This window comes from Halogeometricum pallidum JCM 14848, from assembly GCF_000337095.1.
Classification (GTDB): Archaea; Halobacteriota; Halobacteria; order Halobacteriales; family Haloferacaceae; genus Halogeometricum; species Halogeometricum pallidum.
In genome coordinates this window covers 102,597-128,995 of sequence record NZ_AOIV01000021.1, presented here as the reverse complement: position 1 = coordinate 128,995, position 26,399 = coordinate 102,597, and the positions used below count along the sequence as shown (strand labels likewise).

Annotated in this window: 19 protein-coding genes and 1 pseudogene; 7 read left to right on the top strand and 13 right to left on the bottom strand. The window is 61.4% G+C overall.

All coding sequences use genetic code 11. The annotated features are described in order from the left end of the window. Window positions 1-103: 103 nt before the first annotated feature. The 3 genes from C474_RS08715 to C474_RS22330 form a co-directional block, all read right to left on the bottom strand. On the bottom strand, window positions 104-889 hold the full coding sequence (locus tag C474_RS08715) for an ABC transporter permease subunit (RefSeq protein WP_008385942.1): 786 nt from the start codon (window positions 887-889) through the stop codon (window positions 104-106). Further along, the gene (locus C474_RS08710; RefSeq protein WP_008385940.1) at window positions 882-1,832 is read right to left on the bottom strand and encodes an ABC transporter ATP-binding protein; all 951 of its coding nucleotides are present in this window, start codon (window positions 1,830-1,832) and stop codon (window positions 882-884) included. Before C474_RS08710 ends, C474_RS08715 begins: the two co-directional genes overlap by 8 nt. A gap of 216 nt (window positions 1,833-2,048) precedes the next feature. Continuing rightward, a complete protein-coding gene (locus C474_RS22330) occupies window positions 2,049-2,219 on the bottom strand; it encodes a hypothetical protein (protein WP_160166827.1) in 171 nt (56 codons plus the stop codon). 265 nt (window positions 2,220-2,484) lie between these two features. Between C474_RS22330 and C474_RS08705 the strand changes: the two genes are divergently transcribed. Further along, window positions 2,485-3,264: a class I SAM-dependent methyltransferase gene (locus C474_RS08705; RefSeq protein WP_008385938.1), complete on the top strand. Its 780-nt coding sequence runs from the start codon at window positions 2,485-2,487 to the stop codon at window positions 3,262-3,264. A gap of 180 nt (window positions 3,265-3,444) precedes the next feature. Continuing rightward, window positions 3,445-3,636: pseudogene (locus tag C474_RS23545) on the top strand (DUF7342 family protein); the annotation flags it as partial. A 285-nt stretch (window positions 3,637-3,921) separates the two neighbouring features. Here the strand turns inward: C474_RS23545 and C474_RS08700 are convergent. The 3 genes from C474_RS08700 to C474_RS08690 are packed head-to-tail and all read right to left on the bottom strand — an operon-like array spanning window position 3,922 to window position 12,533. Next, window positions 3,922-6,657, bottom strand: a complete 2,736-nt coding sequence (locus C474_RS08700) for a translation initiation factor IF-2 N-terminal domain-containing protein (protein ID WP_083861994.1) — start codon at window positions 6,655-6,657, stop codon at window positions 3,922-3,924. 9 nt (window positions 6,658-6,666) lie between these two features. After that, complete coding sequence (locus C474_RS08695; RefSeq protein ID WP_152421631.1) at window positions 6,667-10,227, bottom strand: hypothetical protein; 3,561 nt, start codon at window positions 10,225-10,227, stop codon at window positions 6,667-6,669. A 17-nt stretch (window positions 10,228-10,244) separates the two neighbouring features. Beyond that, window positions 10,245-12,533, bottom strand: a complete 2,289-nt coding sequence (locus C474_RS08690; RefSeq protein ID WP_008385932.1) for a hypothetical protein — start codon at window positions 12,531-12,533, stop codon at window positions 10,245-10,247. 1,173 nt (window positions 12,534-13,706) lie between these two features. Between C474_RS08690 and C474_RS08680 the strand changes: the two genes are divergently transcribed. Beyond that, window positions 13,707-14,378: a glycerophosphodiester phosphodiesterase gene (locus C474_RS08680; RefSeq protein WP_008385929.1), complete on the top strand. Its 672-nt coding sequence runs from the start codon at window positions 13,707-13,709 to the stop codon at window positions 14,376-14,378. A gap of 195 nt (window positions 14,379-14,573) precedes the next feature. After that, the gene (locus C474_RS08675; RefSeq protein WP_008385926.1) at window positions 14,574-14,993 is read left to right on the top strand and encodes a universal stress protein; all 420 of its coding nucleotides are present in this window, start codon (window positions 14,574-14,576) and stop codon (window positions 14,991-14,993) included. A gap of 150 nt (window positions 14,994-15,143) precedes the next feature. Here the strand turns inward: C474_RS08675 and C474_RS08670 are convergent, their stop codons facing one another. After that, window positions 15,144-16,757, bottom strand: coding sequence for an FG-GAP repeat protein (locus C474_RS08670; protein ID WP_008385924.1), 1,614 nt, complete (start codon window positions 16,755-16,757; stop codon window positions 15,144-15,146). Between the two features lie 435 nt (window positions 16,758-17,192). Here C474_RS08670 and C474_RS08665 point away from each other — a divergent pair, with 435 nt between their 5' ends. Beyond that, complete coding sequence (locus tag C474_RS08665) at window positions 17,193-18,560, top strand: aminomethyltransferase family protein (protein ID WP_008385923.1); 1,368 nt, start codon at window positions 17,193-17,195, stop codon at window positions 18,558-18,560. Between the two features lie 434 nt (window positions 18,561-18,994). Here C474_RS08665 and C474_RS08660 read toward each other — a convergent pair whose 3' ends face one another. The 3 genes from C474_RS08660 to C474_RS23540 form a co-directional block, all read right to left on the bottom strand. Further along, window positions 18,995-19,627 carry a vWA domain-containing protein gene (locus C474_RS08660; protein WP_008385921.1) on the bottom strand — a complete coding sequence of 211 codons (633 nt, stop codon included), beginning with the start codon at window positions 19,625-19,627 and terminating at the stop codon, window positions 18,995-18,997. A gap of 60 nt (window positions 19,628-19,687) precedes the next feature. Next, on the bottom strand, window positions 19,688-20,035 hold the full coding sequence (locus tag C474_RS23420; RefSeq protein ID WP_008385918.1) for a hypothetical protein: 348 nt from the start codon (window positions 20,033-20,035) through the stop codon (window positions 19,688-19,690). Window positions 20,036-20,118: 83 nt separating this feature from the next. Beyond that, a complete protein-coding gene (locus C474_RS23540) occupies window positions 20,119-20,562 on the bottom strand; it encodes a hypothetical protein (RefSeq protein ID WP_083861993.1) in 444 nt (147 codons plus the stop codon). Between the two features lie 263 nt (window positions 20,563-20,825). On the opposite strand from C474_RS23540, the gene C474_RS08650 reads away from it, so the two are divergent. Continuing rightward, window positions 20,826-22,061 (top strand): RNA-guided endonuclease TnpB family protein, encoded by a 1,236-nt coding sequence (locus C474_RS08650; RefSeq protein ID WP_008385916.1) that lies wholly within the window; start codon window positions 20,826-20,828, stop codon window positions 22,059-22,061. Between the two features lie 123 nt (window positions 22,062-22,184). On the opposite strand, the gene C474_RS08645 is transcribed toward C474_RS08650, so the two are convergent. Together C474_RS08645 and C474_RS08640 are read right to left on the bottom strand one after the other, a co-directional pair. Further along, the gene (locus C474_RS08645; RefSeq protein WP_008385914.1) at window positions 22,185-22,712 is read right to left on the bottom strand and encodes a DUF7342 family protein; all 528 of its coding nucleotides are present in this window, start codon (window positions 22,710-22,712) and stop codon (window positions 22,185-22,187) included. 403 nt (window positions 22,713-23,115) lie between these two features. Then, entirely contained in the window at window positions 23,116-23,922 is an 807-nt protein-coding gene (locus tag C474_RS08640; protein ID WP_049916862.1) for an aldo/keto reductase, read from the bottom strand. A 310-nt stretch (window positions 23,923-24,232) separates the two neighbouring features. Here C474_RS08640 and C474_RS08635 point away from each other — a divergent pair, with 310 nt between their 5' ends. Further along, the gene (locus tag C474_RS08635; protein WP_008385909.1) at window positions 24,233-25,204 is read left to right on the top strand and encodes an aldo/keto reductase; all 972 of its coding nucleotides are present in this window, start codon (window positions 24,233-24,235) and stop codon (window positions 25,202-25,204) included. Between the two features lie 287 nt (window positions 25,205-25,491). Here C474_RS08635 and C474_RS23080 read toward each other — a convergent pair whose 3' ends face one another. Then, a complete protein-coding gene (locus tag C474_RS23080; RefSeq protein ID WP_239640408.1) occupies window positions 25,492-26,322 on the bottom strand; it encodes a DUF6141 family protein in 831 nt (276 codons plus the stop codon). Between the last annotated feature and the right edge of the window lie 77 nt (window positions 26,323-26,399).

Here is a 26,399-nt window from a genome sequence, read left to right as displayed (position 1 = left end):
CGGCGACCCTCCGGTCGGATTCGGTCGTTTGTCGACCGGCCGCCGCTCGATATCGAGTCTCCCGAATTCGTCGCTCCGCCGTCGGCTGCGTTCGTATCTGGTATCATAAATCTCTCCGTTGGAACTGGAACACGCTGAGGACGACCAGCAGGGCCGCGGCTTCGAGCAGGATGACTGCGCCGGCTAGGTCGTACGTCCCGTCGACGAGGATGGCCATCGGGTCGTAGTAGTGCGTCGGGCTGATGGTGCCGAGCCACTCGTAGTCCGTCCCGGCGACAAACGATTCGACCATGAACAAGCCGAAGACGACGCCGGGTGCGCCGCGCTGAGCGACGCTTCCGCTGTTGACGAACACCGAGAATACAACTCCCAGACCCGCACAGACGAGGAGGTACGGAATCGAGAGGACGTGTGTCATCACGACGTCGACGAACGGAAGGGGGTCGTCGATGAGAACGCCTCCGAAACAGACGACGGCCGCGACGACGGCGTTCACGAGGAGAAGCGGCGCGAGCAGCGACGCGAACTTTCCGAGAAGGACCGAGACGCGCGAGACGGGGGTCGACAACAGCAGGTCCAATCGACCGTTTTCGACGTCTTCGGCGACGAGCGCGCCGGCGCTGTACGCGAAGTACACCCCCAGCAGCAGGACCCAGCCGAACTGGTACAGTTCGGCGGCGAACAACCCTTCGAGCGATCCCATAGCCTCGACGCCGAACGCCGATTGAAGCGCCGGCGGGAACGCCTCCGCGTACTGCTCGAAGTCGATCTCTTGGATCATGGACGGACCGATTGCGAAGAACAATCCCGCGTACAGCGAGAGACCGACCGAGAGCGCCACCGCGCTCAGGAGCCGTCGCTCCGTCTCGTAGCGGACGATTTCACGCATCGTCCTCGCCCCCTCGGTCTGTGGGCGTCTCCCCGTAGAATCGCATGAACACCTCTTCGAGGGGGGCCTCCTCGATTTCGATGTCCTGCACGTCATACTCGCTCAACTGTGCGAGCAGGTCGTTGTACTCCCCCGTATAGGTGAACGTAATCGTCGCTCCTGAATCGCTCCGGCTCGGGGTGGCCGTGTCGATTCTGTCGGCGCCGAGACGCAAGTCGTGGACGCCGGAGACTGCAAACTCCTCGGGCGTTACGCGCTCGGCGACGCGGACGCGGACGAACTTTCCGGACCGGCTGAGCAGCGTCTCGACGTCCTCCAGTTCGACGAGACGCCCCGCGCGGATGATGCCAACCCGCTCGCAGATCTTCTGGACCTCGCTCAGAATGTGCGAGGAGAAGAAGACGGTCTTCCCGCGTCGGTGTTCCTCCGCGATGAACTCGATGAAGCGGTCCTGTTTCAGGGGATCGAGACCGCTGGTCGGTTCGTCCATGATGAGCAACTTCGGGTCGTGCATGAGCGCCAGTACGATGGCGAGCATCTGCTTGTTCCCGCGGGAGTAGCTGCCGATCTTCCGGTCGAGCGGGGGAGTGAACTGTTCGAGCAGTTCGTCGCTGCGCTCGTCCCCCCGGAGGTCGCCGTAGTAGCTCAGCATTCGCCGTCCAGTCGTGCGTTCATCGAACACCGGTTCGGCCGGGAGGTAGCCGATTTCCCGGCGCGCCTCGACTAACTCCCGTTCGTCGGTGATGTCTCGGCCGAGGACGCGAGCGCTCCCGCTGGTCGGTGACTGGAATCCCAGAATCGTCCGGATCATCGTCGTCTTCCCGGCTCCGTTGGGGCCTAAAAAGCCGAACACCTCGCCGTCTTCGACGGTGAAGGACAGGGAGTCGATTCCGAGGACGTTCCCGTAGTCCTTCGTGAGTTCGTCGACTTCGATGGCACCCATACCTCTCTTTATGGAAGTTGCAAGGCTAAAACCCCGCCCTGCAGGGCGGGGAGGACGTCAACTGACTGGTTCAGCGTCGTCAAAGCCGGTAACGGAACCGCCTCCCCACTGGCGTCGTGTATTGAGCGTCTCTCGCGCCTGAAGACGTCCCCAGAATGGGATTTCGTAGTTAGCCGTCTCTTCTACCTCGCTCGCCGGATGTCTTGGAGGCGGTGACTAATGCGAACAATGTCCCTGGAGGTGGTGTCGTATCGTCGCTTCGTCGAACGCCAAGCTCTGCACGAGTGTTTCCATCGAGTAGCCTACCTCCAATGCCTGCCCCATCTCGACGCATTCGTCAGCGTCTACGGGTTCAAATTCATCGTTGAGTTCGGCTGCTGTGTACATACTCTCTCATGGGAGGATGACCGGATTGAGATTGTGCGTATATACATAGCCACCTCGAAACGCGGTGCCTATAGTGCCCATATAGGCCCATTTGGTAGATATTCAGACACTATGTATACACTAAATTTCTGATATGTACGTAAAATTGTCCTATACTGTTAGTCAGGGCTGTCGATGATGAGCAGTGCACGTCTTCATCAAATCGACGCCCTCCACGAGAGACGAACGACAGTACACTAAACATCTCTCGGCCGTTGGTAGTCGCATGTCCGACACAGACGATCACAAGCAGACGGTACAGGCGGCGTTCACGAGGCAAGCCGAAGCGTACGCTTCGAACGCTTCGGTGACGGACACGGAGCGAATCGATCGATTGGTGCGGATGGCCGGCGTCGGTCCCGACTCGCGCGTTCTGGAGGTCGCAACCGGACCGGGACACGTCGCGTTCGGATTCGCGGACGTCTGTCAGGAAGTCGTTGGAATCGACCTTACCGACGCACCACTCGCCATCGCCGTCGATCGAAAGCGCGACCGTGGTGTGGACAATGCTGTGTTCCTGCAGGGTGACGCCGAGTCGCTCCCGTTCTCCGACGACGCCTTCGATACCGTCGTCTGTCGCCTCGCGCTTCACCACGTCGAGGTCCCCGCACGGGTCCTCGAGGAGATGGTGCGGGTCTGTCGTCCGGACGGGATGGTCGCCGTTGAGGACCTCGTGGTCAGCGAGCACGCCGAGCGGGGGACCTATCAAAACGAGTTCGAACGCCTCCGGGATCCCTCTCACGTTCGAGCGCTCTCACTCAGCGAGCTATTGGAGACGGTCGCCGAACGGGGAATCGAAGTGGAGCAGGTGCGGACGGGAACGCTCGTGCCGGAGATGGAAGCGTGGCTTAGCAACGCGGAGACACCGGACCACCGAGCCGAGACGGTCCGTGAGATGCTTCGGGCCGACGAAGAACGCGACCTGAGCGGGACGCGTCCGTTTCGGGAAGACGGCGACTTGCACTTCGTTCAGCGGACGGCAACCGTCGTCGGCCGCGTGCTCTAACTCCCTCGTATCGTCACCCGGGTTGGTATCCTCTCCATCCGGCGTTACCTGTTTCTCCAGCAACCCACCCGTTCGTGAACTGTCACGCTAGATTCCCATCTCTCCAATCCAGCGATTATCTCCCGCCAACTCGCCGTCTCACCTGCGTGTGACGAGCATGAAGACGCGCCTAGCGGCTCGATGACGCGCGGCGAGCGAGTCCGTGCCGCCGCTCGGACGCCGAGAATACCTCGAACCGCATCGCGGGTCGCCAACGAGACGGGCGTCTCCGTGAAGACGGCGCAGAAGTACCTCGAGCGGCTCGCCGAGGATACCGTCCTCCGGACGATCGAACAGGGCGATCGGACGCTCTACTGTGTCGATCAGCTCATTATGGCGAGTGGAGTCTGTTTGCCGGTTACAATCGGTGTCCATCGCTTCGGAGGAAAGGAGGCGTTCGGTTACGATGGGGTGCTCGCGAACGAAGAACGTGACTGCGGGACGCCAAGGCGGCCACGGTGCCGACGAGGAGGCCGACGTGTCTGCAAGCAACGTCTCTCCCGCAGAAACGAAACCCGCTCTCGTCGGACACAGAAGGGGACAGAGGGTCCTGTCCGGGCAGCGACAATGACGAACACCGATCCGCCGGGGTTCCAGAGCGCCGGCCAGACTGTCGTCTCAACCGCTCATCGGCAAGTGGTGTCGCCGGTCTCTCTCGGGACCTCGAATCGTTCGGTCTCGTCTCGGAGCGCGTCCCGCGAGCGTCACGGACGGTGCGTTCTCGGCGTCTGCGTCGTGCGTGGTGACGTGGTATCCGGGCCACCCCGCCGCAGTCGATTCCGCCGAGTGCATCCGGTAGTACAACTCGTCGGCCTCTTCGAGACGTTCCCAGACGTGGGCCGGAAGTGCGTACGTCGAGGCGGTCTGGTAGTCGGGAGACTCCGTCGCCCAGACGGGGTAGAAGTTCTCGAGCGACCGTTCGCCGCCGTGGTTCGCGTCGTCGAACAACTCCGCGCGCGTCGCCACCTCGACGACGTAGACTGCGTTCGGTCCGAGGTCGACGGAGAACTGCGGTGTTTCCCCCTCGCGGTCGAACGGCTCCGTTCCGATCGGCTCGATGGACGGTCCCGTCGACGTATCCGACGCGGGCCTTCCGTTCCCCTCCGTGTCGGTCACGGTGAGTGCGGGCGCAAACTCCGAATCGGTATCTGCCGTCGTGACGTGGTATCCGGGCCACCCCGCCGCAGTCGATTCCGCCGAGTGCATCCGGTAGTACAACTCGTCGGTCTCTTCCAGGCGGTCCCAGACGTGGGCCGGAAGTGCGTACGTCGAGGCGGTCTGGTAGTCGGGAGACTCCGTCGCCCAGACGGGGTAGAAGTTCTCGAGCGACCGTTCGCCGCCGTGGTTCGCGTCGTCGAACAACTCCGCGCGCGTCGCCACCTCAACGACGTAGACTGCGTTCGGCCCGAGGTCGACGGAGAACTGCGGCGGGGAGTCTCCTCTGTCGACGGTCGCCGAACCGATCGATTCGATGGACGGCTCTGTCGACTCAACGCCGCTCCCGCCGATCGATTCCTCGACTGCTCCGCGTGCGTCGATTCGACCGTATCCGAACTCGGGATGCCGGGGGACCCCCAACGGGTCGTCCGGGTCGACCGCGTACGATACGCCGCCGATCTGCGCTGCGGTCTTCGCGAGGATTTCCTTGACGTCCGGCTGTCTGAGTTCGGGATCGACGGACAGCATGAGTCCGATTACCCCCGCGACCAGCGGTGCCGCAGACGACGTCCCGCCGAAATCGTTGAAGTAGTTCCCGACCGCGTCTCCATCTGCGGTCGATCCGGTGTTGTACCCGTCCGACCCTTGCCGGTCTGTGGTGAATATGGCACGTTGCCCGCCGTTCGACGGTGCGGCGACCCAGATTGCATCTCCGTACTCGCTGTACCACGCGTGCGTGTCCTCGCTCGTCGACGCGGCGACCGCGATGACGCTCTCGTAGGACGCGTATCCGTCCGTGTCGACGGATTCGTCGTCGTTTCCGGCCGCCCACGTGATGGGTATCCCCCGCGCTTCCCCGTCGACGACTCGGCCCTGGTTGAGACAGTAATCGATCGCGAACCTCACGTTGTCGGTCAGTGTGTACCGGCCCTTCGACGGTCCCCAGCTACAGCTGATCACGTCGGCGCCTTCATCGCAGACTTCGCGGAACATCTCCGCCTCTGCGGCGACTCCCATGTGGGGCGGATACCGAACGGCCATCAGCGAGCAGTCAGGTGCCACGCCGTAGACCTTCTCGCCGGCAGCGACTGCGACGCCGGCGCACGAAGTACCGTGATTGTCTACCGACAGCTTCGGTCGGCCGTCCGAAGTGAACTCGTCGTAGTCGTACTCCCAGTACGTGTTGTGGACGAACTCCGGGTGGAGCGTGTCGACGCCATCGTCGATAATCGCGATTCGAATCGACGGGTCACCTTTCGTCAATCCCCATGCGTCACGGACGTTCGCCTTGTCGAGGTGCCACTGCTCGTCCAGGTACGTGCTGCGGGAGACGCGCTCTCCGGGGACTCCACTCTTCGGGGTCGCCGCTAGCCTGTCTGCCCGCCCGTCCTCGTCTGCGAGCAGCGCCCGATACGCCTCTTCGTCGACGGTACTCAAGTTGTTCTTGATGTAGATGCCGTGTTCGGCCAGCCGGTCGATGACGTCCGCGTTTGACAGGCCCATCTCGTCTGCGATTCGGTAGACGCGGCGTTTCCGCGCCGTCGTTGAGGATCGAATGTGTCGCTTGCGAACGAAATCCGGTGTCGCGAACAGGACGTCGCCTGTCTCGAAGTACGTGTTCGCGAGCGCGACCGGCCCGAAGTCTCCGTCGCCCTTCGGGGCCTGGAGAAGGTAGCCGTTGTCGACGTAACCGAGTTCTTTGACGATGGTGACGTCGTACTTCTCGTTGAGTTCCTCGATGCGGTCGGTCGGGATGTTCGGGTGGAACGCGACGACGAACTCGTTCGTGACGAACATGAGTTCGTACTCGCCCTCGTCGTCAGCGTCGCTCGAGACCGACCTGTCTTTCTTGTCCTCCGGGACGTTACGGTAGGCGGCTGAGGCGAACTCGACCGGTTTCTCGTCGTTGAGTTCCGCGATAAGTTCGTTCACCACCTCGTTCTCCGTTTCGCCCACCAGATTGCTCTGCTTGAGGTTCGCCTTGTACACCTTCAGGCGGTAGTTGTCGATGTACTCTAGCTCTTCGGAGTCTTCGTTCACGAACCGCTGAGCTCTGGTACTCAGCTCTTCGCTCGCGTTTCTACTGTTTCGGTCGTACCGAACGACGTACACTCCGTCGGCGCGCACGAGCGGTATCCGCTCGCCATCGACGTAGTGATAGCTGTTCTTTTGATCTCTGGAATCGGTTGTTGCCATTGTCTGGATTTATCTCGGCCGTTGTTCGGTCGTCTCGCTCTTCGTCGTGCGCTCGGGCCGGTGACTCACGTCGGGCCCGGGCATCTTCTCCAAGTCTGTCTGTGGCTGTGTCTCACCTCCGAATCGATCCACTGCGGTTGAAACGAGGAGCTCCGTCGGGACGTCTATCAGTACGCCTGACGCGCTGATATCCCAGTCGAGCCACGCCGTCTCTCTCCTCTCGCCGGTCTCCGTCACGACCGTCAGTCTGAACTGAAACTGCGCGCTCCCGTCGCCTAAGTACGCAGCCAGCGGATACGTGACCGTCACCGTTCCGACCAGCGGCTCCCCGGAGAGCGAAAACGGGTACGACCCTTCGTCGCCCGCAAATCGGGCTTCGGCCTCGATTTCGGCGATTTCGGTCGCCTCGAGGTCGACGTCCGGAAAGAACAACAGGACGGTCGTCTCGATGTCCTCGACGTAATCCGGCGTTTCGCCGACGAAGACCCGTGTCTCGTCGATGTGCCGCGCCGTACACGTCTCCTGCTCGACGACGGCGACCACGTCGACACCGGAAAGATCCGCCGATACGGACACGTCTGTCGTCGAGCCCGCCTCGACGGAGTCGTCGATCGGAATCGTCGACGTCCGTCGCCCGTCGGTGTACGTCCGCAGTTCGGTGACGCCGACGCGCTCTTCGGAGTGGTTCGACAACCGGACCGAGTCTCCACGATCGGTCACTTCGACCGGGCCGGATTCTCCCGGGCCGGTGAGCCGGCAGAGTTGAAGTGCAAGCTCCGCGGTCGGGAGCACAGTACCGTCCGTGAGTTCGAACCGGGCGTAGCCGCTGATACCGAGGCGACTCGACAGCCTGCGGAGCATGAGAAGCCCCTCCGTCGCGAGTTCCGACTCCATCGTCACGCGGAGTCGGTTCGCACCTTCCAGAACGGTCGGTTCGAACGTCCCCGCCCAGTCGTACGCTGCCGAAGACATGACGTCGGTCGGGAACACCAACCGAGGGTTCGGAGCGTGAGCCAACAGTCGCTCGCGGAGCGCGCGGAACGCTGCTGGCGACACGTCCGGACGCAACTCCGCGTCGAAGACGAGTCGCTGCGTATTGGCCGCTACGTCGATCAGCGAGTAGACGGCCGCAGCGGGTTGGTACGCTTCCGGACTCCCGACGGCGTGTCGGGTGATCCGATACCGTGACGGGACGACAAGGAACCGGCCAGGTTGCATCAGCGACCGATACACTGCAGCGACCTCTTCGCTGATTTCGGCGTCTGTACCCGGAACGTCTGCCATCTGCTCGTACTGACGATAGCTGATCTCTCCGAGTTGCAGTGCGTCTCGACACCCGACTGCCGCGGTTCCCGTCTCCGTCCGTTCGACGTAGAGGTGTCCGAACTGCGAACAGGCGACGAACACGTCTACCTGTATCTGTCGAACGAGCGTCCGTCGCTGTGTCTTCGCCGTCGAGTCCGGGAGTTTGATCGTCGAAATCTCGGGCCGAACGAGCACCGAGGCGGGGGTCGGCCGATAGTTTTGGATCAGAGTGCTCTCTACGCCGGATCTGAGGCCCACATCGGTCCTCGATCCGAGGAGTGCACGCGAGCGCTGAGAGACGTTCCCGTCACGGGCCATCTGTAGCCGCTGACCCGGGAAGTGAAGTGTCGCGGTGGACGCGTCGAGCACGACCGACGATTCGGCCCGTTCGACGGCTTCCGACGAGTACACGACGGTCGGTCCCGCGCTCTTGGCGCCGCGAGCGAGCTGATACTGTTCCTTACCGGTGTTGAGATACGCCGCGAAGGTGTACTCGACGGCGATCGCTGCCCGCCGGCTCTGGAACTCCGCTATCGCTAGCGCTCCGTAGCAGAGACGAACCCAGTCGTTGAGTAGGTGAACGCTCGCACGTACGCGTCCGCCTTCGCGTGTCACATCCGCATCGACCCGGTGGCTTCGGGTCTCACCTGTCTCGGAGTCGACGAACGGAACGTCCAGCCAGACCGACAAGTCTCGCAGTTCGACGGGGCTCGATCTGCGGTCGTCAGCCGCGATCGCTCGTTCGACCTCCGGAGACGGACGCTGCCGGAGTTCGAGGTCGATAGTCGCCTCTAACCCCGGTTTTCCGCCTTCTGTCACCCCGGTCCGTTCGTACCCGAACGTGAACGGGCTCGTTTCGACGGACGATGACGGGTCCGGACTGACCAGCTCGAACTCGGGCGCGTACCAACTACGGCTCGCGTCTCGACTGTCGGGCCACAGTAACCCTTCTGGGTCGTCTACGACGGGAAGCCGTGCTCGCGGCTTCGGTTCGACGACGAGGTCGTCGAGCGCCCAGAGCGGTCGCTCCTGCTGGACGAGTAGCTTCGCGGATGGATCCGCATGGACCCCCTGTGGTATCACCGTCGTCGCCGTACTGCTCAGATCGAGTGCAAGCGACCGTATTTCACCGTTACGGACGGCGAGTCGGGTCGGACGCTCTTCATGCTGTCTGCGGTAGCGCGTCGAGTCGTCTCGACGACGCCGTGGTGTCGGTTCGACGCCGCCGTCCGCGTCGAGGGCGATGATACTCACCAGCTCCTCGGTCCGAAACTCGTCTGTCACCTCTCCGAGGACTGTTGTCAGTGGTGCGGAGACAGTTCGAGTCTGCTCCGTCACGCTGTCTTGTCGTTCACTGTAGCTCAGTCTGAACATCTGATCCGGTCGTTCTCGGAGCGAATATCGCGGTTCGTCGTCTCCCCGAGCGAGGACGACAAACGACTGGTCGAGGAAGGCACTGAACGCCGCCTCTCGAACCGTCGGCTGGTCGACGGCCGACTGGACGCTCACGACGCCATCGTCGACTAATTCGTCGAAGAGGTCTCGGAGGCGAGCGGTCGTGACTGATTCGTCGATTCGGTCGGCGAGGAAGTCGTAGATGTCGGCCCAAGAACCCCGGAGATGGAGCTCTCCCACCGAGCGTGCGCCGTACGTCACGTCAACGCCGAGGACGAGCGAGTCGCCCGTCCCCTCGAACGCCTCGAGGACTGATATGGCGTCGTCTCTCTCGAGTGATGCACTGAGGGCTGCACGCGGATTCGTTCCCGACGCGGTGGATTCCATGAGTACCCGCGACCCGTTCCCGTACGTCGATACCCCTCCTTCACCTTCCGGCTCCGTGCCGTTCGAACCGTCCTCTGCGTGCTCTCCGCCGGCCGCATCTGGAGACACGGTCTCGTCGGTTCTGAGTTCGAACACCACGGTTCGAGCGTAGAGCTGTCGGTACTCGCTGTTCGAGTTGCAGCCGAGTTCCGCCAGTATCGTGTCCGGAACTGCCAGCGACGATTCGAAACTCAGCATACCGCCCTCGACGAGCGGTGCGATCGATTCCTCGTACGCCATCGGCTGCCGTTCGAGCAGCAGCTTGAACGTGAGAATCGGCCGGCCGGCGCTATCTCGAGTGATCCTCGGGCGATCCGGGAGCACGTACGTCACCTCGGCGTTCGCGTCGGGCACGACCGCGACGACGGGCATCCGTTCATCACCCGTGTCGATGGTACGCCATTCGGCATCGGCCGCGGGACCGGAACGTAGTGAATTGGACATGGGTGACTCCACTCAGGTCACTCCGGTCGGGCGGTCCCCCAGCCGCCGATCGTCTTCAGCTCTGCGTACGTCCGTTCACCGCTCGCTTCCGTCTCGGATGCGTCGACGTTCGAGTGTGAATGACGGCTCCTCGGTTTCATCGCCGCCTCTTGGCCGTCGCTGGTCGTCGAGTGGTTCTGGGGCTCGTTTGTCGAACTCCCTGGTTGTGAGGCCGTCGACCCGGGCTTCGTAGCACCGTCCGGCGCCGTGACTTCGATGTCGACGGCTTCCTTGTCGCTCCCGACTTCCTCGGGCGGGATCGCGGACTCTTCCATCGAGAGGAGCCGTGGTTCGGAACTCTCGGGGTTCGGTACCGAGATCATGATCGGCCCGTTTCCGACCTCTCTCACCCACGGGCCCTCCCACTCGCGGCCGATCTGCGAGAACGTCCCTCGCTCCACGCAGCGGACTTTGTACTCGTACTCGGGGACGAAATCCATCTGTCCGGTGTACAGCTCGAGGTACCGGGGAGTATCCTGGTCGGAGAACTGGAACGAGAACCTCGTCGGGTTCCGCTCGTTTCCTTCGTCCGTCTCTCCGGCCGGCTTGATCGTCACTTCGACGAACTGCCGGTTGTTCTCCAACATCACGTTGAGGAACATGGGGCCGATTTCGAGCTTTCCGGCCGAATCCGCCCGCACTTCCAAGTCGATGTCGTTCGTCAGCGTACCGTTCTCTCCCTCGTCGAGTTCGATGATCTCCTTTTCGACGAACTGCCGAATGTAGGGAGAGTCGTTCTCGCCCTTCGGTTCGAGCATACCGATACGGCGCTTGACGTACGTCTTGTCCGACGTCCACCCCTCAGGTGGATTCTGGACCTCATCCTCGGATTTCTTCGAGAACGCCGGCGTCCACTCGGCGTCGTCGTGCGAGTAGAACTTCGTTCCGGTCCACTGCATCTCTCCGTTCGTGTCGGGATATCCGATCTGACACGAGGCGTACTCGACGGGGTCTCCGATTTGGTCTTCGGATTCGCTCGGCCAGTTGACGACCGGCGAGACGAGTCTCGTGACCTTCCGGAAGTAGTCGTCGAGGTAGAGGTTACTGAAGTACTTGTCAGCCGCCTCCGGGTCTGCGTTTATCTCGTTGTAGAACCCTTTGAGCGAACTGCTCACCGAGTGGGGGAGGCGGTACTTCCGGTCTATCGTCTCCGTATAGTTCAGTTCGACGAACCGAGTGTCCAGTTGGCCTTTGACCGACCAGCCACCGCCGAATCCGAAGATCCCACCTTTCGCTTCGGCGGGTTCGACTTTCGGCGGCGGCTCGAAGATGACCTCCTTGGCCTGGGACATGAACGACTCGAAGATGACTTCTTGATGGTCTCGAACCATCTCGAGCATCTCCTCGCTGTCGGGTGCCGTCCCGTCGATGATAAGGTGCACTTGGATATCGCCTTTCACTACCAAGTTCTCCCACTCGGCTTGGATCGCCTTGGAACTGAAGAACGTCCGAGACTGAGCTGCTGCGGAGAAGTGGCTGAAGATGCGGCTCCACTCCCCGTTCATTGTGAGCTGTATCTGGGGACTCCAGACCATGAGTTCGACGTCGCGCCGGACGGAGACCGGTGCGTACGCGTCGTGGAACCCGTCCCACAGAATTGCGGTCACGTACGAGCCGAGCAGTCCGGTAAACGCGTTCTCACCGGCCGGGTCGATGGAGGCCTTTCCGCCACCCTCCAACCGCGCGTACCACTTGTCGAGGTTCGAGCGACTGCTTCGAGCTTCTCCCAACCGAAGGCTCCCGTTTCGTCGCGACATTCGAACTTCGGGAACCGGCGGCCCGGTTATCAGGCTCCGGTCTTCGGGGGCATCTCCACCGGTCGGAGTCACCTCGCTGGCTGTCGGCGAGAGGTTCGAGATAGCTGTGTAGCTGCTTGCGAGCGGAATCGGACTGAACTGCGGAGTCGCGTTCGAGGCGATGCCCCAGTATCTCTCGTCTCGTCCGCTGAACTTCTCGATCAGTTGCTGTTGGGACTTCTGTAGAATCTCTATCGGAGGCGCGCCGGTCGTCGTGACGCTGAGTACTCCGCCTGCGACTTCTTCGTCGCCCTCAACGCCGACGTGTGTGGATTCACTCGTGACGCCCGCGAACTTTGTGAGGTGGAACTTGTAGTCGCTTGAGACGGGATCCCGGGCGATGCGAACCTCGTTCATCATCCAGTAGAACCACATCGGTTCTCCCGCCTCGTTCAACGCTGGATTCATTACGTCCGGGAGGTAGAACAGACGGTACGAGTTGCCGGCGTCGGTGACGACGAACTCCTCCATTCCTCCGGTGTATACTGGTCCCTGTGGTGATACAGTTGGCATGACTGTCGTTCTTACTTATTTCTGCAACCAAATATACATGATTGATGATTTAGTATTACTTCCTGAAGACACGATATACTGTGAGACGATGTGATAACCGTGTAAATAGGATTTGTGAGCGTCATAAGGGCGGTTATTGACTCAAGATAAACGGTAACAAAATAGACAAACAGAAAGAACTCACAACCAGTTTTTTAGAGAACTTAATAGGATATTGGTGTTCGTGCCTCACGCCCGAATCCCTAACCGCCGCACTTCCGTTTCGTGCTTGCGACTCACACGTTAGATGTTCGTTCTGTAGCCTGCTACCTGACTGCTAGACCCCTCGTCGATCACGGTCGACAACCGGTGATGCGAGTGAGTACGTTCATCTGCCGAATCTGACACTTTCCCTCGTCGATTTCGGCGTACACCCCTCTGAAACAGCGCTTCGTTGGTACGAGGCCGCTAAATTCGAGTTTCAGGAGCGTACAGCGACACCGGTTCCCGGAGGGAGTACCGTGTACAGGGTGTAGATTCACCCCGGCTATCGACGTCCACACACACCTGTATTCGCCACGCACGGCACAACCCGCATTCGGAGAATTCGGCACAGAGACGGCCAGTAAGGGCTAATATCGAGCTCTACTCGAACACGCAATCTCACCGAAGCCGGATTCTAGTCCCATCGATTCGAATTCTAAAACCCCGGTACACCCCCTCGTTAGTGGGGTGTATCGCCGGAATCCTGATTTTAGCAATCGTCGCCGACAGCCAACTCGTGGTCGCGCACCGCGACCAACTGTTCTACATCGACGCGAGAACCAGCGAAACGCCCGAATACGAATTCCGACAACCCCCAGTTCGAGTCGAACGCCATCACCCGGTCGGGACCCACCGCGACGCCCCCTACACCGCACAGCGTAGCCCACATTCCGGTGAATCTGGGGGTGTACGCCGTTTTCCACCCCGCTTTTCACTGCTGGAGCGTTGATATGTCAGGTTGTCGCTCCGCGGGGTCGACTCGAACTTGCCTGTCGAACGGAGAGGGGAGAGGGCTGGAACTATCTGCTGGGGTCACTGCGTTCTTCGGCTTACGTTCGCCGGGGCCCGAACCCATTTCGGCGCCCCCCGCAAATCCGCGAGCGACCGATGCGTCTCATCGCCCACCGAGGGTTCGACGGCCAGTACTCTGCGAACACCGTCGCGGCCGTCGAACAGGCGGTCCCCCACGCCGACATGATCGAAATCGACGTTCGAGGTTGTGCCTCGGGCGAACTGGTGGTCGTGCACGACCCCCTCGTCGACATCGCGGTTGACGGCGTGACGAGCATCGACGACCTGACCGCGACGGAACTCTCCGGCCTCGACGTTCACGACGGCGAGGGCGTCCAGACGCTCCGAGCCGTCCTCGATGCGATTCCGCCCGACACCGGGGTGAACCTCGAACTCAAAGACCCGAATACCGTCGAGCGAGCCCTCGAGGTCGCCCGGTCAGTCGAGCACGAGGTCATCGTCTCCTCGTTCGACGCCGACGCAATCCGTCGGGTTCACGCGGACGACGACGCCGGCGTCGAATTGGCGTACGTGCTCGGTCTGCGGCCCGGCGACGACCTCGGCGTCGCGAACGACCTCGAGTGCGCGTACGTCCACCCGAACGCGTGGCTTTGTCTCCTGACGGACGTCGTAGAGAATGCCCATAGGGCGGGGATGACCGTGAACGCGTGGACTGTCGACTCACGACTCGGGGCGTGGGCGCTCCAACGGCGCGGCGTCGACGGCGTCATCGCCAGTTCGCCGCACGTCACTGAGTGGGTCGAGTGAGTATTCCGGCACCTGGTCCGAACGGGCTCTCGGAGGGGTTTTGGCCGCGGATTCGAGTCTCGGACTCGACGCAAACGGATCCTTCAGCGACTGCTCGTCTTATCGCGGGTGAGTCCAACAGCCGGTGCCGGTTCGACACGTACCCCCGAGACGAGCGAGTGTCCATTTTATGCACCTCCTGGCCGTAGTCTAAATATGATATCACGGATTCTCGTCCCGATGGACGATTCGGAGATGGCCCGGCGAGCGCTCGAGTACGCTCTCGAGAACCATCCCGAGGCGGCGATCACGGTCTTACACGTCGTGGGCGAACCGTCTCTGATGGGGGGCGCAGCCACGGCACTCGCCCTCGAGGAGGATATCGAAGAAGCCGCCGAAGAACACTCGAAGGCGGTATTCGAGGGCGCCCGGGAACTCGCCGCCGAGTACGATGCCCAGATCACCACCGAGGTTCAGATGGGTCATCCGGCCCGGGCGATTCTGAACAGAGCCGACGACTTCGATGCGATCGTACTTGGGAGCCACAGCGGTTCGTTAGTCGATCGACTGGTCGTCGGGAACGTCGCCCAGAAGGTGGTCCGCCAATCACCCATTCCGGTCATCGTCGCCCGGTGAGCGGCGGCGTGTGAAATACCGATTTCGGGAGGGAGACACGTACAGACCCGGAGCCCGTCAAAGACGTATCGACGAATTCACCGGCCGGACCGTCCAACACGTAACAGGGGCTTCACGGATCCCCTGCTCCAATCGGAGGTTCTACGGGGCCTACCGCTTGCTGTAGGCGGCGATGTCCTTCTTGGTGAACTCCCCGTCGCCGTTGAAGTCCAATGCGGCCACCTGCGCGTCAGTGAGCTGAATCTCTCCTTTCCGTTGGGCGTTCTCCAGTTGCGTCAAGTACGAGACATCCTGGCCGTCGACGTCGCCATCGCCGTCGAGGTCCTCGTAGAGCCCGTCATCGTCGAGATCCTGGGGAGCGACCACCTTCCCACTCTTCAGGACGATCGGCTCCGGGAACACCTCCGACAGTTTCAGCTCGAACACGTACGCCGACCCCGAGTCAGGGCCAGCGTCGTCGTCTGAATAAGCTCCGACGAGCGCCGTGCTCCCGTCGCCGCTTATCGACACCGAATGGCCGAAGAAATCGTTGGCGGCGCCGTCGCTGGCGGTGAGTTTCGTCTCGGCCGGCGGGTCCTGGATGAGGTCGTAGACGTACGCTGAGCCCGAGCTACTGCCAGCGTCGTCGTCTCGAGAGGCTCCGATGAGCGCTGTTCTTCCATCGCCGCTCATCGACACCGAATGGCCGAAGAAATCGTTGGCGACGGCATCACTGGCGGTGAGCTTCGTCTCGGCCGGCGGGCCCTGGGTGAGGTCGTAGACGTATGCCGAGCCCAACCGAGAACCCTCTGCGGCGCCCCAGTGAGCCCCCACGAGGGCGGTGGTTCCGTCGTCGCTGATCGACACCGACCGACCGAAGTTTTCGCCGTTGGTGGCGTCGCTGGCGGTGAGTTTCGCCTCGCCCGGCGGATTCTGGGTCAGATCGTAGACGTATGCCGCCCCCGAGCCACTACCAGCGTCGCCGTCGTGGGACGCCCCCACGAGCGCTGTACTTCCGTCGCCGCTCACCGACACCGGGTCACCAAAGAAATCGCCGGCGGCAGCGTCGCTGGCGGTGAGTTTCGTCTCGGTCGGCGGGTCCTGGGTCAAGTCGTAGACGTACGCAGACCCCGAGCTAGGGCCAGCGTCGTCGTCTTGACGGGCTCCGACGAGCGCCGTGTTTCCGTCGCTGCTCACCGACACCGAATGGCCGAAGATATCGCCAGCGGCGCCATCGCTGGCGGTGAGTTTCGTCTCGGCCGGCGGATCCTGGGTGAGGTCGTAGACGTACACTGTGCCCGACTGGAGTCCAGCGTCGTCGTCCAGATAAGCTCCGACCAGGGCGGTGGTTCCGTCGTCGCTCATCGACACCGAATAGCCGAAGAAATCAAACATGGCGGCGTCGCTGGCGGTGAGTTTCGTCTCGGCCGGCGGGTCCCGGGTGAGGTCGTAGACGTACGCCGACCCCGAGCTAGGGCCAGCGTCGTCGTCTTGACGGGCTCCGACGAGCGCCGTGTTTCCGTCGCCGCTCACCGACACCGAATAGCCGAAGTTGTCGCCACCAACGGCGTTGCTGGCGGTGAGCTTCTCGACCTGGGTGAACAGTTGGGCGGCCTGAACCTCGGTGAGGCGGTCGGCGGCGACGAGCGTATCGAGTTGGGCGCCGAGAGCCGTCCCGCTTCCGACGACACTCGCGACGCCGAGGACGCCGAGCGTTTTGAGCGTCCGACGGCGGGAGCGGTTCCCTGCCGGGGCGATTGACGTTGTATCGGTTCTGTTTTGCATATGCGTTCTCCTTCAGAGGCCACCCGGTGACTTCCTATGTGAATCAATTGACTCGATCGGAGATAGCCTTATTCATGATAATTTCATACTAACCTCGCGCCGTGGAGGGGGGCGAGAGAGAAAGAGGAGCCTGACAATTCTCCCCCTTGTTGCTCCGACCGCACCAGTCGAACGACGGACGGAAGGAGTCAGGAGACGCGGAATCCCTCACCCCTATTTAACTGGGTTATTCATATAAGATACAGAGCGATACGGTCACGGGTATGGGATTATGTGGTATGGCACAAGCGCACAATGGTGTCGACCGAGCCAGAGCTACCGAACCACAAGCATATCTCCCCGTTGGTGTCACCCCGGCATTCAACGCCAGTCGGTTCAGTCGTATCTGGACGGCGCTATTCGGACAGTGCGCTGGATCACCGGAGTAGATCGACAATGACGAACAATCAACACTATTCGAACCACCCCGACGTGGACCAATCGGATCGCACCATCTCCAGAAATCTCCGTCAGACAGGCGACGCAGACGTCGACCTGCTGATATCGACTCGCGTTCGGCAGTCGCCGTTCTGGCATCTCTCCGTCGAGGCGGGATGTCGGCTAGCGACGGTCTACAATCACATGTACCACCCGCGGGCGTACATCGACCCCGACGAAGGCGGGTTGGACGCCGAGTACGATATGCTGGTCAACGAGGTGACGCTGATGGACGTCGCGGTCGAGCGTCAGATTCGCGTCGAGGGGCCCGATGCCGAGGCGTTCGTCAACTACGTCATCACGCGAGACGCGACCGAGATCGAGCCGATGCGCGGGAAGTACGCCATCTGCTGCAACCAGGACGGCGGTATCCTCAACGACTTCGTCCTGTTACGGCTCGCCGACGACGAGTTCTGGTTCTCCATCGCAGACGCCGACCTGAAACAGTGGCTGCAAGGGGTCTCGGTCAACTCCGATCTCGAGGTCGACATCGACGAGATCGACGTCTCGCCGATGCAAGTCCAGGGCCCGAAATCGCCGGACGTGATGGAGGAACTCATCGGAGATGTGATCGAGGACATCCCGTACTACGGGCTGATGGAAGCCACGGTCAACGACATCCCGGTGCTGGTGAGTCAGACCGGCTTCTCCGGTGAGGCGGGATTCGAGATCTACGTCCGTGATGCGACGACGAACGCCGAAGCAGTGTGGAACCCAGTCCTCGAAACGGTCGAAGCCCACGGCGGTGCCGCGACGGGAATCTCCCATCAACGACGTATCGCTGCCGGAATCATGTCGCTGGGACAGGACATGGACGACCAGACGTCGCCGTTCCAGGTCAACCTCGGCTTTCAGGTTCCCGACGATAAGGACGCGGACTACATCGGCAAGACCGAACTGGAACGCCAGCAGGAAGTCATCGAGAACGGTGAGTTCCCGTTCACGCACAAGCTGGTCGGCCTCAAGATGGCCGGCGACCCGATCAAGGACTACGCCCCCGACTTCTGGATCGTCTCGGATCCGGAGACCGGCGACGAGTGTGGCTACGTGACGTCGGCGTGGTGGAATCCGGGTCTCGAGACCAATCTCGCCCTCGCATTCGTACCGGCGGCGAAACTGCAGGCCGCGATCGACGTTCCGCTCAACGACTCGATATACGACGCGGACGTCGACGTGGAGTTCGAAGTCCACCTTCCGGACGAGTACGCAGATGAAGCTGGCGAACCCGTGTATGCGACGGTAGCGAAGGTTCCGTTCAAGGAGTCAGTCAATCCCAGCGCTCGCGAACAGGCCAAGATTCACGCCAGAGACGATATGAACGATTGAGAGCCGCGGTGAAAGGCAGGCCAGCACGCCGGATGTCGGTGACTGACCACGGGCGTACCCACCCGCTGGGTTCTCGATCCGAATCCACGCGCAATACCGTGCTCATCCGATGTAGGCCGCACTGAACCTAGCCGCTCGGTATGCGTGAAACAGCTATTCGGTAGACCCATGCATACTGATCAGAAACCATACAAGCTGGTGAATCCGGCTATTCGTCCCGGAATATCTCTACGTCAAATTCAGTTTCCCAGCGCGGGCGTTGCGTCCCTGGCATCTCATCAGCAAGCTCTCGCAGTTCGTCTATTGTCGTCCAAGGGTGGCACGGACCCAACAAATCCTCTGTCGCTATGAGACTCAACAGAGCCGCAGATGCCGAAACTCACGACTCACTCGACTGTTTCCGAGACGACGGCCTCAGACTGCGTCTCCCGAGATTAGCTCTCGGTTCGTTCCTGGCGCTTCCGGTCTTCGTCGTCGAAACCGCTCATCGAACCCTGCGAGCGGGCTTCGCTGATATTTTCGGACGTCGACCGGTAGGCGTCTCTGGTTCCGTCACCGTCGTGCGCCATGGTCAACGACCGGTCCCGGTCGATACCCATTCCCTCGGCGGTCAGGACGGCGTTCTGATTCGCGCCGATGAAGAGAAACTCCCAGTCGTTGGCCTCCTGACGGTGTTCGATGCGGCCGCGTACGGCGTCGAGGGGTGTCTCGGAGGCGTTCTCCTTTCCGTCGGTCAGCACCACGATGATGACCTTATCGGGGTGTTCGGCCGGTTCGATTGCGGCGATGTCCTTGCCAGTCTCGTCGACGGCCCGGGTGATGGCGTCGTACAACGCCGTCTGCCCGCCCGGCGTGTAGTTCTCCTCGTCGAGTTCCGGGGCGTCGGCGACAGGATACCGCTCGTACACCCGGTCGACAGTCGTATCGAAGTCGTACAGGGTGACCGTCGCCGTGCCCGCTTCGTCGCGCTGGTCGTCGAGAAATGCGTTGAAACCGCCTCTGGTATCGTCAGCGATCGAATTCATCGATCCCGACGAGTCGAGCACGAAGGTGATCTGCGTGTTCATGTGTCAATACATAATTCGCTCGTACTGATAATTCTGTTCCGATTGGGCAGTAGTCGATAGTCAGTTCCCCGTGGTGAGAACGGTCGCGTGCCGCACCGCTCTCGATCCGTCTCGAACTCTCCCATCGGTTACGGCAGTGGGTCCCACGACCCGAATGCTCGGGGACCTCCTCTCAGCAGAACTGTCGTATATGCGCTCGAACTCCTGTTCGCTGCGGGTCAGTTCGTCGACCCCCCCGGTGAGCGTCACCGCTCCGAAGACCGTTCGCTCGGTCCGCTGCCGTTTCTCGACGAGACCGGCGTCGACGAACCTGTTGAGGTGCTCATAGAGGGGTGCTCTCGTTGAGATCTGTCGTCTCTTCCAGTTCTGTGGGCTCATGTCCCCGGTGTGGACGAGCGGGTCACCCACCCGATCTGTGTCGACTGCCCCTCCAGACGCGGCCGGATCCCGACGAGCGTATTGACCTCCTCCCGCGCCTGAAGACGCGGGAATCACGACCACAGTGTCTCGATGCGTTGCTCGATCGCTGTGAGGATGGTGGAGTAGATTTCGAGTGGATGGAGCGACGGAAGTGTGAGGTCAGTGACTTCGGTAGCAGACGGTGGCTCATGGAAGTGTAACCGAATGTTGTGCGTGTTCGGGTGCCGATCCCAGCGGCACTCCCAGCGCTCTCCATCCTCGTGTTCTTCGATGTAGTGTACCGAGAAATCACTAGTTGTGAACCACCGAATGTCGAGTCGGGCCGCTGTCACCGAATCTGGATATTGTCCAGCGTCGAACAGTCCTTGAAGCACTCGGGGTTCGTAGGCATCCGGATCGAACGCAGTCTCCGCGATGAGTGAATCCGATGAAAGATGTCGCTCCAGCAGGCGCAGCGTTTGTCGATCCGGTGGGCCTGCGGAGTGGGGCGCTGAATCCTCCGGTGGCTGGCTCATCTTGCGGTAGCGAGGAAACCCCGCCGTGAACGGTGGGGAGGAATCGCGTTCGTACAGGCCACCCCTTGCCCTACAGTGGCCCCTCGGTGTCCAACGCCTTCGCGCCCTAAATGACGAGTCCGCGCCACGTCAGGCCGTGTGCGTCTTTCACTTCGCTCAGTCGTTCGTACTCCTCGTCGCTTACTTCGATGTTCAGGTTCGGCATCTCTACCAGACCTTAGTTTTCCAATAGTCGTAACTTGCATGGGTTCGTTGGTACTGTTGTGACCGCCACCGCCACGAAAACGCTCGAAGCCACGCTCGCGCCCCCGACGGCGCACAAAGAGCAACGGCTTCAGCGTACCGTGGCGACGTACCGCCGCGCACTCTCTGAATCGTTCGAGAGTGGTGCGGACACGCAGACGGCGGTCAACGATGTCGTCACCAGCTACAATCTCACGTCCTACGCGAAGGACGCGCTCAAGAACTACGTCCCGCAACTCCGCCGGACGTACAACGCTTCCGAGTTGGACGACGACCACCCGGTTCGATTCACGAATCGGGGATTCCGAATCGACCACTCCGACGACAGAGCGCACGAGTTCTGTTGGCGCGTTCCCCAAGCCGGACGTGGCAATGCCTTTTGGATTCCGCTCCGCATCAACCCCGCGCAGGAATCGCTCTGGGCGGAGTTGCTTGGCGGCGATGTGACGGTCGGGGAGTTCCGACTCCAAGAACACCGAACGACGTGGGTGCTTCACGTCACCGTTGAGTACGAGGTCGCGGAACCAGAAGAACCGGACGACCCGACGCCGGTCGGCTTCGACATCGGCGAATCCAAACTCCTGACGGGCTGTGCCTGTCAGGACGGTACTCCAACCCAACCGTACATCTACGACGGCGGACGGGCACGACACCTCCGCAAAGAGATGTTCACGACCCTCCGCCGTCTCCAAGCGCGACACGCCGCCGAGTGGCGCGTGGACGAACGATTCGACCACTACCAGAACGCCCTCACCGACATCGTTGAGAAGGTGTCCCGCGAAGCCGTGGAGTACGCTCGACAGTTCGAGAACCCCGTTATCGTTCTCGAAGACCTGTCGTACATCCGCGAACATCTCGACTACGGCAAGTGGATGAACCGCCGTCTCCACAACTGGGCGTTCGCGCGTCTGACCGGGCGCATTGAAGACAAAGCCCGTGACGCAGGTATTCCCGTTCGGTTCGTGAACCCGGCGTACACGTCCCAAACGTGCCACGCCTGCGGTCACCTCGGTTCTCGCAGTTCGCAGGCGGCGTTCCGATGCACGAACGACGAGTGTTGGGTGACGGAGTACCAAGCGGACATCAACGCGGCGGCCAACATCGCCGGTCGCCTCAACCCGTGGGGAGAGAGGTGCGCGCTGAAACCGCACACCGATGACTCGCCACGGGACGGGAGTGCTTGTGACAGCACCGCAGGACACCGCACGCCGAGTCCGAAACTCGGACAGACGACGCTTGCGGCGTTTCAGTCCTGAAACCTCCGATTCGAGGCTTCCCTTGTAGGAAGCCCCGTCCTCAGAACGGTGGAGCCGTTCTGATGGGCTGCACAAGATGTGCCGCGTCTTGTGAACGCCCTTTAGGGCGGGCGAGGATGTCACTTACGCTCGAATCAGATGCCCGTCGTTCTGGGAGAGCTGGCGAGCAAGTTCGTACAGCCGAATGTCCCGAATCACGCCCTGCCACTCGCTGACTGCAGTCATCCGCTCGTGGATGGTCTCGTGATTATCGTGATCAAACACGTTGACGGCTGTTGGCTCAGTCGCCTCGAACTGAACTTCGTATTCCGCCCGCTGCGCTTCAAGCGCCTCCACGCGGTCGATGATCTCTTCGACGGAGAGCTCAGCTGCAATCCGACTGGCGTCCTGCCATTCGAGATACCCCTCGTTTCGTTCGTATGTCGCCGGACGGCTGTCTCTATTGGCTCGGGCAATCCCCATCTCTGCCAAGCGATCGAGATGCTTTTTCGCGGCGTTTGGAGAACAGTCAGCAAGCTCAGCGATTTTGGTGTACGCAGTCGGAGACGTACTCCCGAGGAGGACATCGTAGACACGGCCAAACGTGTCCGTTCCCGCCTGCCACCGTCGCTGGGTGTCGTCGGACTCCGGGGCTGGATTGAACTCAGTCATACCTCGCTGTAAGTGGCTTCGCTCAATATACCTTCTGATTACTCAAATATATGTGCGAGCGCACTGAGTTGAGCCGTTGGTCGTCGAACGACTGTACGAGGGAGGTGTCTCCGCGGTGGATACGGGCAGCTTAACTGATGTGTTGGGGACAACACTGGTCGGTTTGGGCGAACGATAAGACGCACAGTGCTGGGTGTTCTGGGTGCTCGCGAACCGGCTGGCGTGTACTACCGACGAATGCGGCATCTCGATGCAGCGGATGAAGACGAGTGTCTCGAGGGTTCACGGATGTGGGTGGCATAAAGAGCGCCAGCTTCACGTCGCCTCGATTGAGACGACCGAGGGAGACGAAACTACTGTCAAACGAGCCGCGTCAGCGGCGAGTGAGTAGGGTAGTTCGCGTTCACTGCCACGGCGCACCGTCGCGCTCGACGAACCGCTTGCGCTGTTCGATTGCGTCGATACTGGCGATGTCGTCCTCGTCTAGTTCGAGTTCGCTCGCGGCGAGGTTATCCTCGAGGTGTTGGCGTGAGGTGGCCTTCGGAATGGCGACGACGTTGTCGTGGCTCGTCACCCAACTGAGACACACTCTGGCAGGGGACGTGTCGTGTCGCTCCGCGATATCGCGAATTGTCGGGTGGTCGAGCGCCTCACCGCGTGCGAGCGGCGAGTACGCCACGACGGTGTAGTCGTGTGTCTGCGCATCGGCTCGCAGCCTCGATTGGGGTAAGAACGGGTGTAGCTCCACTTGGTGTGCGAACAGGGGTGCTTCGAGGGCCTGTCTCGCCTCGTCGAGGAGGTCGATATCGAAGTTCGAGACACCCACGTTCCGAACGAGGCCGTCCTCGACGAGGTCATCGAACGCCCGCAACGTCTCCGTCGCCTCGTAGTCACCGACCGGCCAGTGGACGTACAGCAGGTCGAGGTAGTCGACACCCAGCCGATTCATGCTCGCGTCGGCTTCCTCGAGCACCTCTTCGTACGTCAGTCCGCCCGTAACCGGGTGGATTTTGGTGGCGAGAAACACCTCCTCGCGAGGGACCGCGGCACGCGTCAGTCCCTCACCGACAGCCCGTTCGTTTCCGTAGTGTTCTGCGGTGTCCACGTGCCGGTATCCCACTTCCAGAGCCGTTCGGACCGACTCCGCGCACTGCTCTGGATCCGTGTTTTGCCACGTTCCGACTCCGATAGAAGGGAGTGTTGGTACCATATCTCTCCTCCTCGTGCGGAATTCTAAATCCTTTCGTCGGTGCGGTCGTTGAGAGTGGTCGGCTCACCGCAGACGGTTCCCGAACCGCCCCGTGGTCACCGGTGATTTCTCACCAGATATTTTCGTCGCTTTCACTTCTAACACTCTTCACAACTGATGACGTATCTCCGTTCAACGGTGTCTATCGACCGAGACACCTTCGAGAGCACGAGCGCGGACGAACTTGCGGAACTATTGAGGACCGCAACGACCCAGAGCAACAGGGACCGGAGCCCCCCACCTACAAATTGCACGCCGCCGAACGTATCCTATGGAGTACACGACGCTCGGTGAGACGGGCGTAACCGTCAGTCAGATCTGCCTGGGATGTATGAGCTTTGGGTCGGGTCGTGAGTGGATGCTCGACCGCGAGGAGAGCGAGGAGCTGATCGAGCGGGCGATCGACCTCGGGGTGAACTTCTTCGACACGGCGAACGTCTACTCTACCGGCGAATCCGAAGAGATCCTCGGTGACGTGCTCGCGGAGTACGACCGCGATTCGCAGGTTGTCGCCACGAAAGTCTACGGGCAGATGCGCGAGGACGACCCGAACTCCCAGGGGCTCTCGCGCAAGACGATCGAACAGGAACTCGAACACAGCCTCGAGAGGCTCGGGATGGACACGATCGACCTCTATCAGATCCACCGCTGGGATTACGATACGCCGGTCGAGCAAACGATGCGAGCGCTCGACGACGCCGTCCGCCGCGGGCAGGTTCGTCACCTGGGCGCGTCTTCGATGTGGGCCCACCAGTTCGCGGACGCCCTCCATACCAGCGACGCGCTGGGTCTCGAACGATTTGCGACGATGCAAAACCACTACAACCCCCTCTACCGCGAGGAGGAACGCGAGATGCTCCCGCTCTGTGAGAAGGAGGGTGTCGGCGTCATCCCCTGGAGTCCGCTGGCTCGCGGCGTCGCGGCCCGTCCGCACGAGCAGTTCGGCGCCACGACGCGCGGCGAAACCGACTCGTTCCTCGAAGAGATGCCCTATCTTCAGGGCGGCGGCGAAGCGATCAACGAACGGCTCGAGGAACTCGCCAACGAGAAGGGCGTCAAGATGGCGCAGATTAGTCTCGCCTGGCTCTTCCAGCAGGACTCGGTCGACGCCCCCATCGTCGGGACCACCAGCGTCGAACACCTCGAAGACGCCGTCGAGGCGACCGAACTTGATCTCTCGAGCTCCGACATCGAGTATCTCGAAGAACCGTACGAACCGCTCCCCGTGGCGGGACACGACTGAGGGGTGACTGGAAGCACTCCGTATCGATCTCTTCGGAGCAGTAGTTGCGTCGCCGAGCGCACTGACCGGTTCGATCGGTGGTAATGGTACCTAACGCCCCGCCCTGCTCGCCGCTTCCGTCCTCCGGTGAGCAAATCTCACCGACATCCCGCTCACTTCGTCTGCGGGGCCCCGGCGTCGCTCCTGTGAACGGGTTCGCTGACAGGGTTCGTCTCGCTGCTGAAACCACTGTGCGATTTCCTGCTGAAATTGGTCGAACTGACGGACGGTTCGTTATCAGAACGTGCTCATTGCGTTGCTTCTTCGATGGCGCTGCGGAACTCTTCGGGGTGCTGTGACCCGAGCAGTACCGCAGGCCCGTTCGTCCGTTCGAGCCACAGTCCCCGATCGCCACTCACGTTGTACGCACGCTTGCCGGGCGCCCAGCGGATGCCCCAGCCACCGAATTCGCGAAGCGGGCTGTACGCTGTGGATTCGTATCGCTCGACGTCCGCCCACGCGATTCGACGGAACGAGCGGTGCAGTGGCCACATTTTGAAATAGATGCCGTCGGCTCTCACTTCGGTTTCGAGGCGCAGACCGTAGAGTAGTACGGCGACTGCACCGACGACGATGAGTCCACCCCACGCCAAGGGTCCCAGTATGAGCATGATGAGTGCGACACCGCCGAGAAGCGCCCAGACCCACGGCTGGCGGAACCGCTGTACTTCACGGAATAGGGGATCGTTCTGCATGTGTCTATCGCACGGTATTGTCGCTACTCGGTGATGGATGCTCTGGATATCGGGATTCAGTCGATCGTGGACGCCGTCGTCAGCACTTCGTCGGTATTCGTTTCTCGCTCTGCCGACGCGGCAGTCTCTTGCTTCTATTCTGCTCTCCACGAAGAGGGCCTGTCGAGCGCTGTTGCGAGGCGGAATACGGACAGCACCGTGTCCGCAGTTTACCGGCGCGTTGGCGGGGTCTCTACCACTCCTACTCCCTCTCCACTTTAGTACCACATTCGTGACTCTATGCGCAGTTGATTCGGTCGTCGCGGCGAGATCGGCGACCGCACGTTCGGTGACGATGACGCGCTTCGTCCCACATCGAAGCTGGGACAACAGCCCGTACGTCACACAATTTCGCCACCGTCTTGACGAGTAGCTATGCTGAGGAGAGGGCATTCCGATGCCGTCCGTGTGGAGCCCTATCC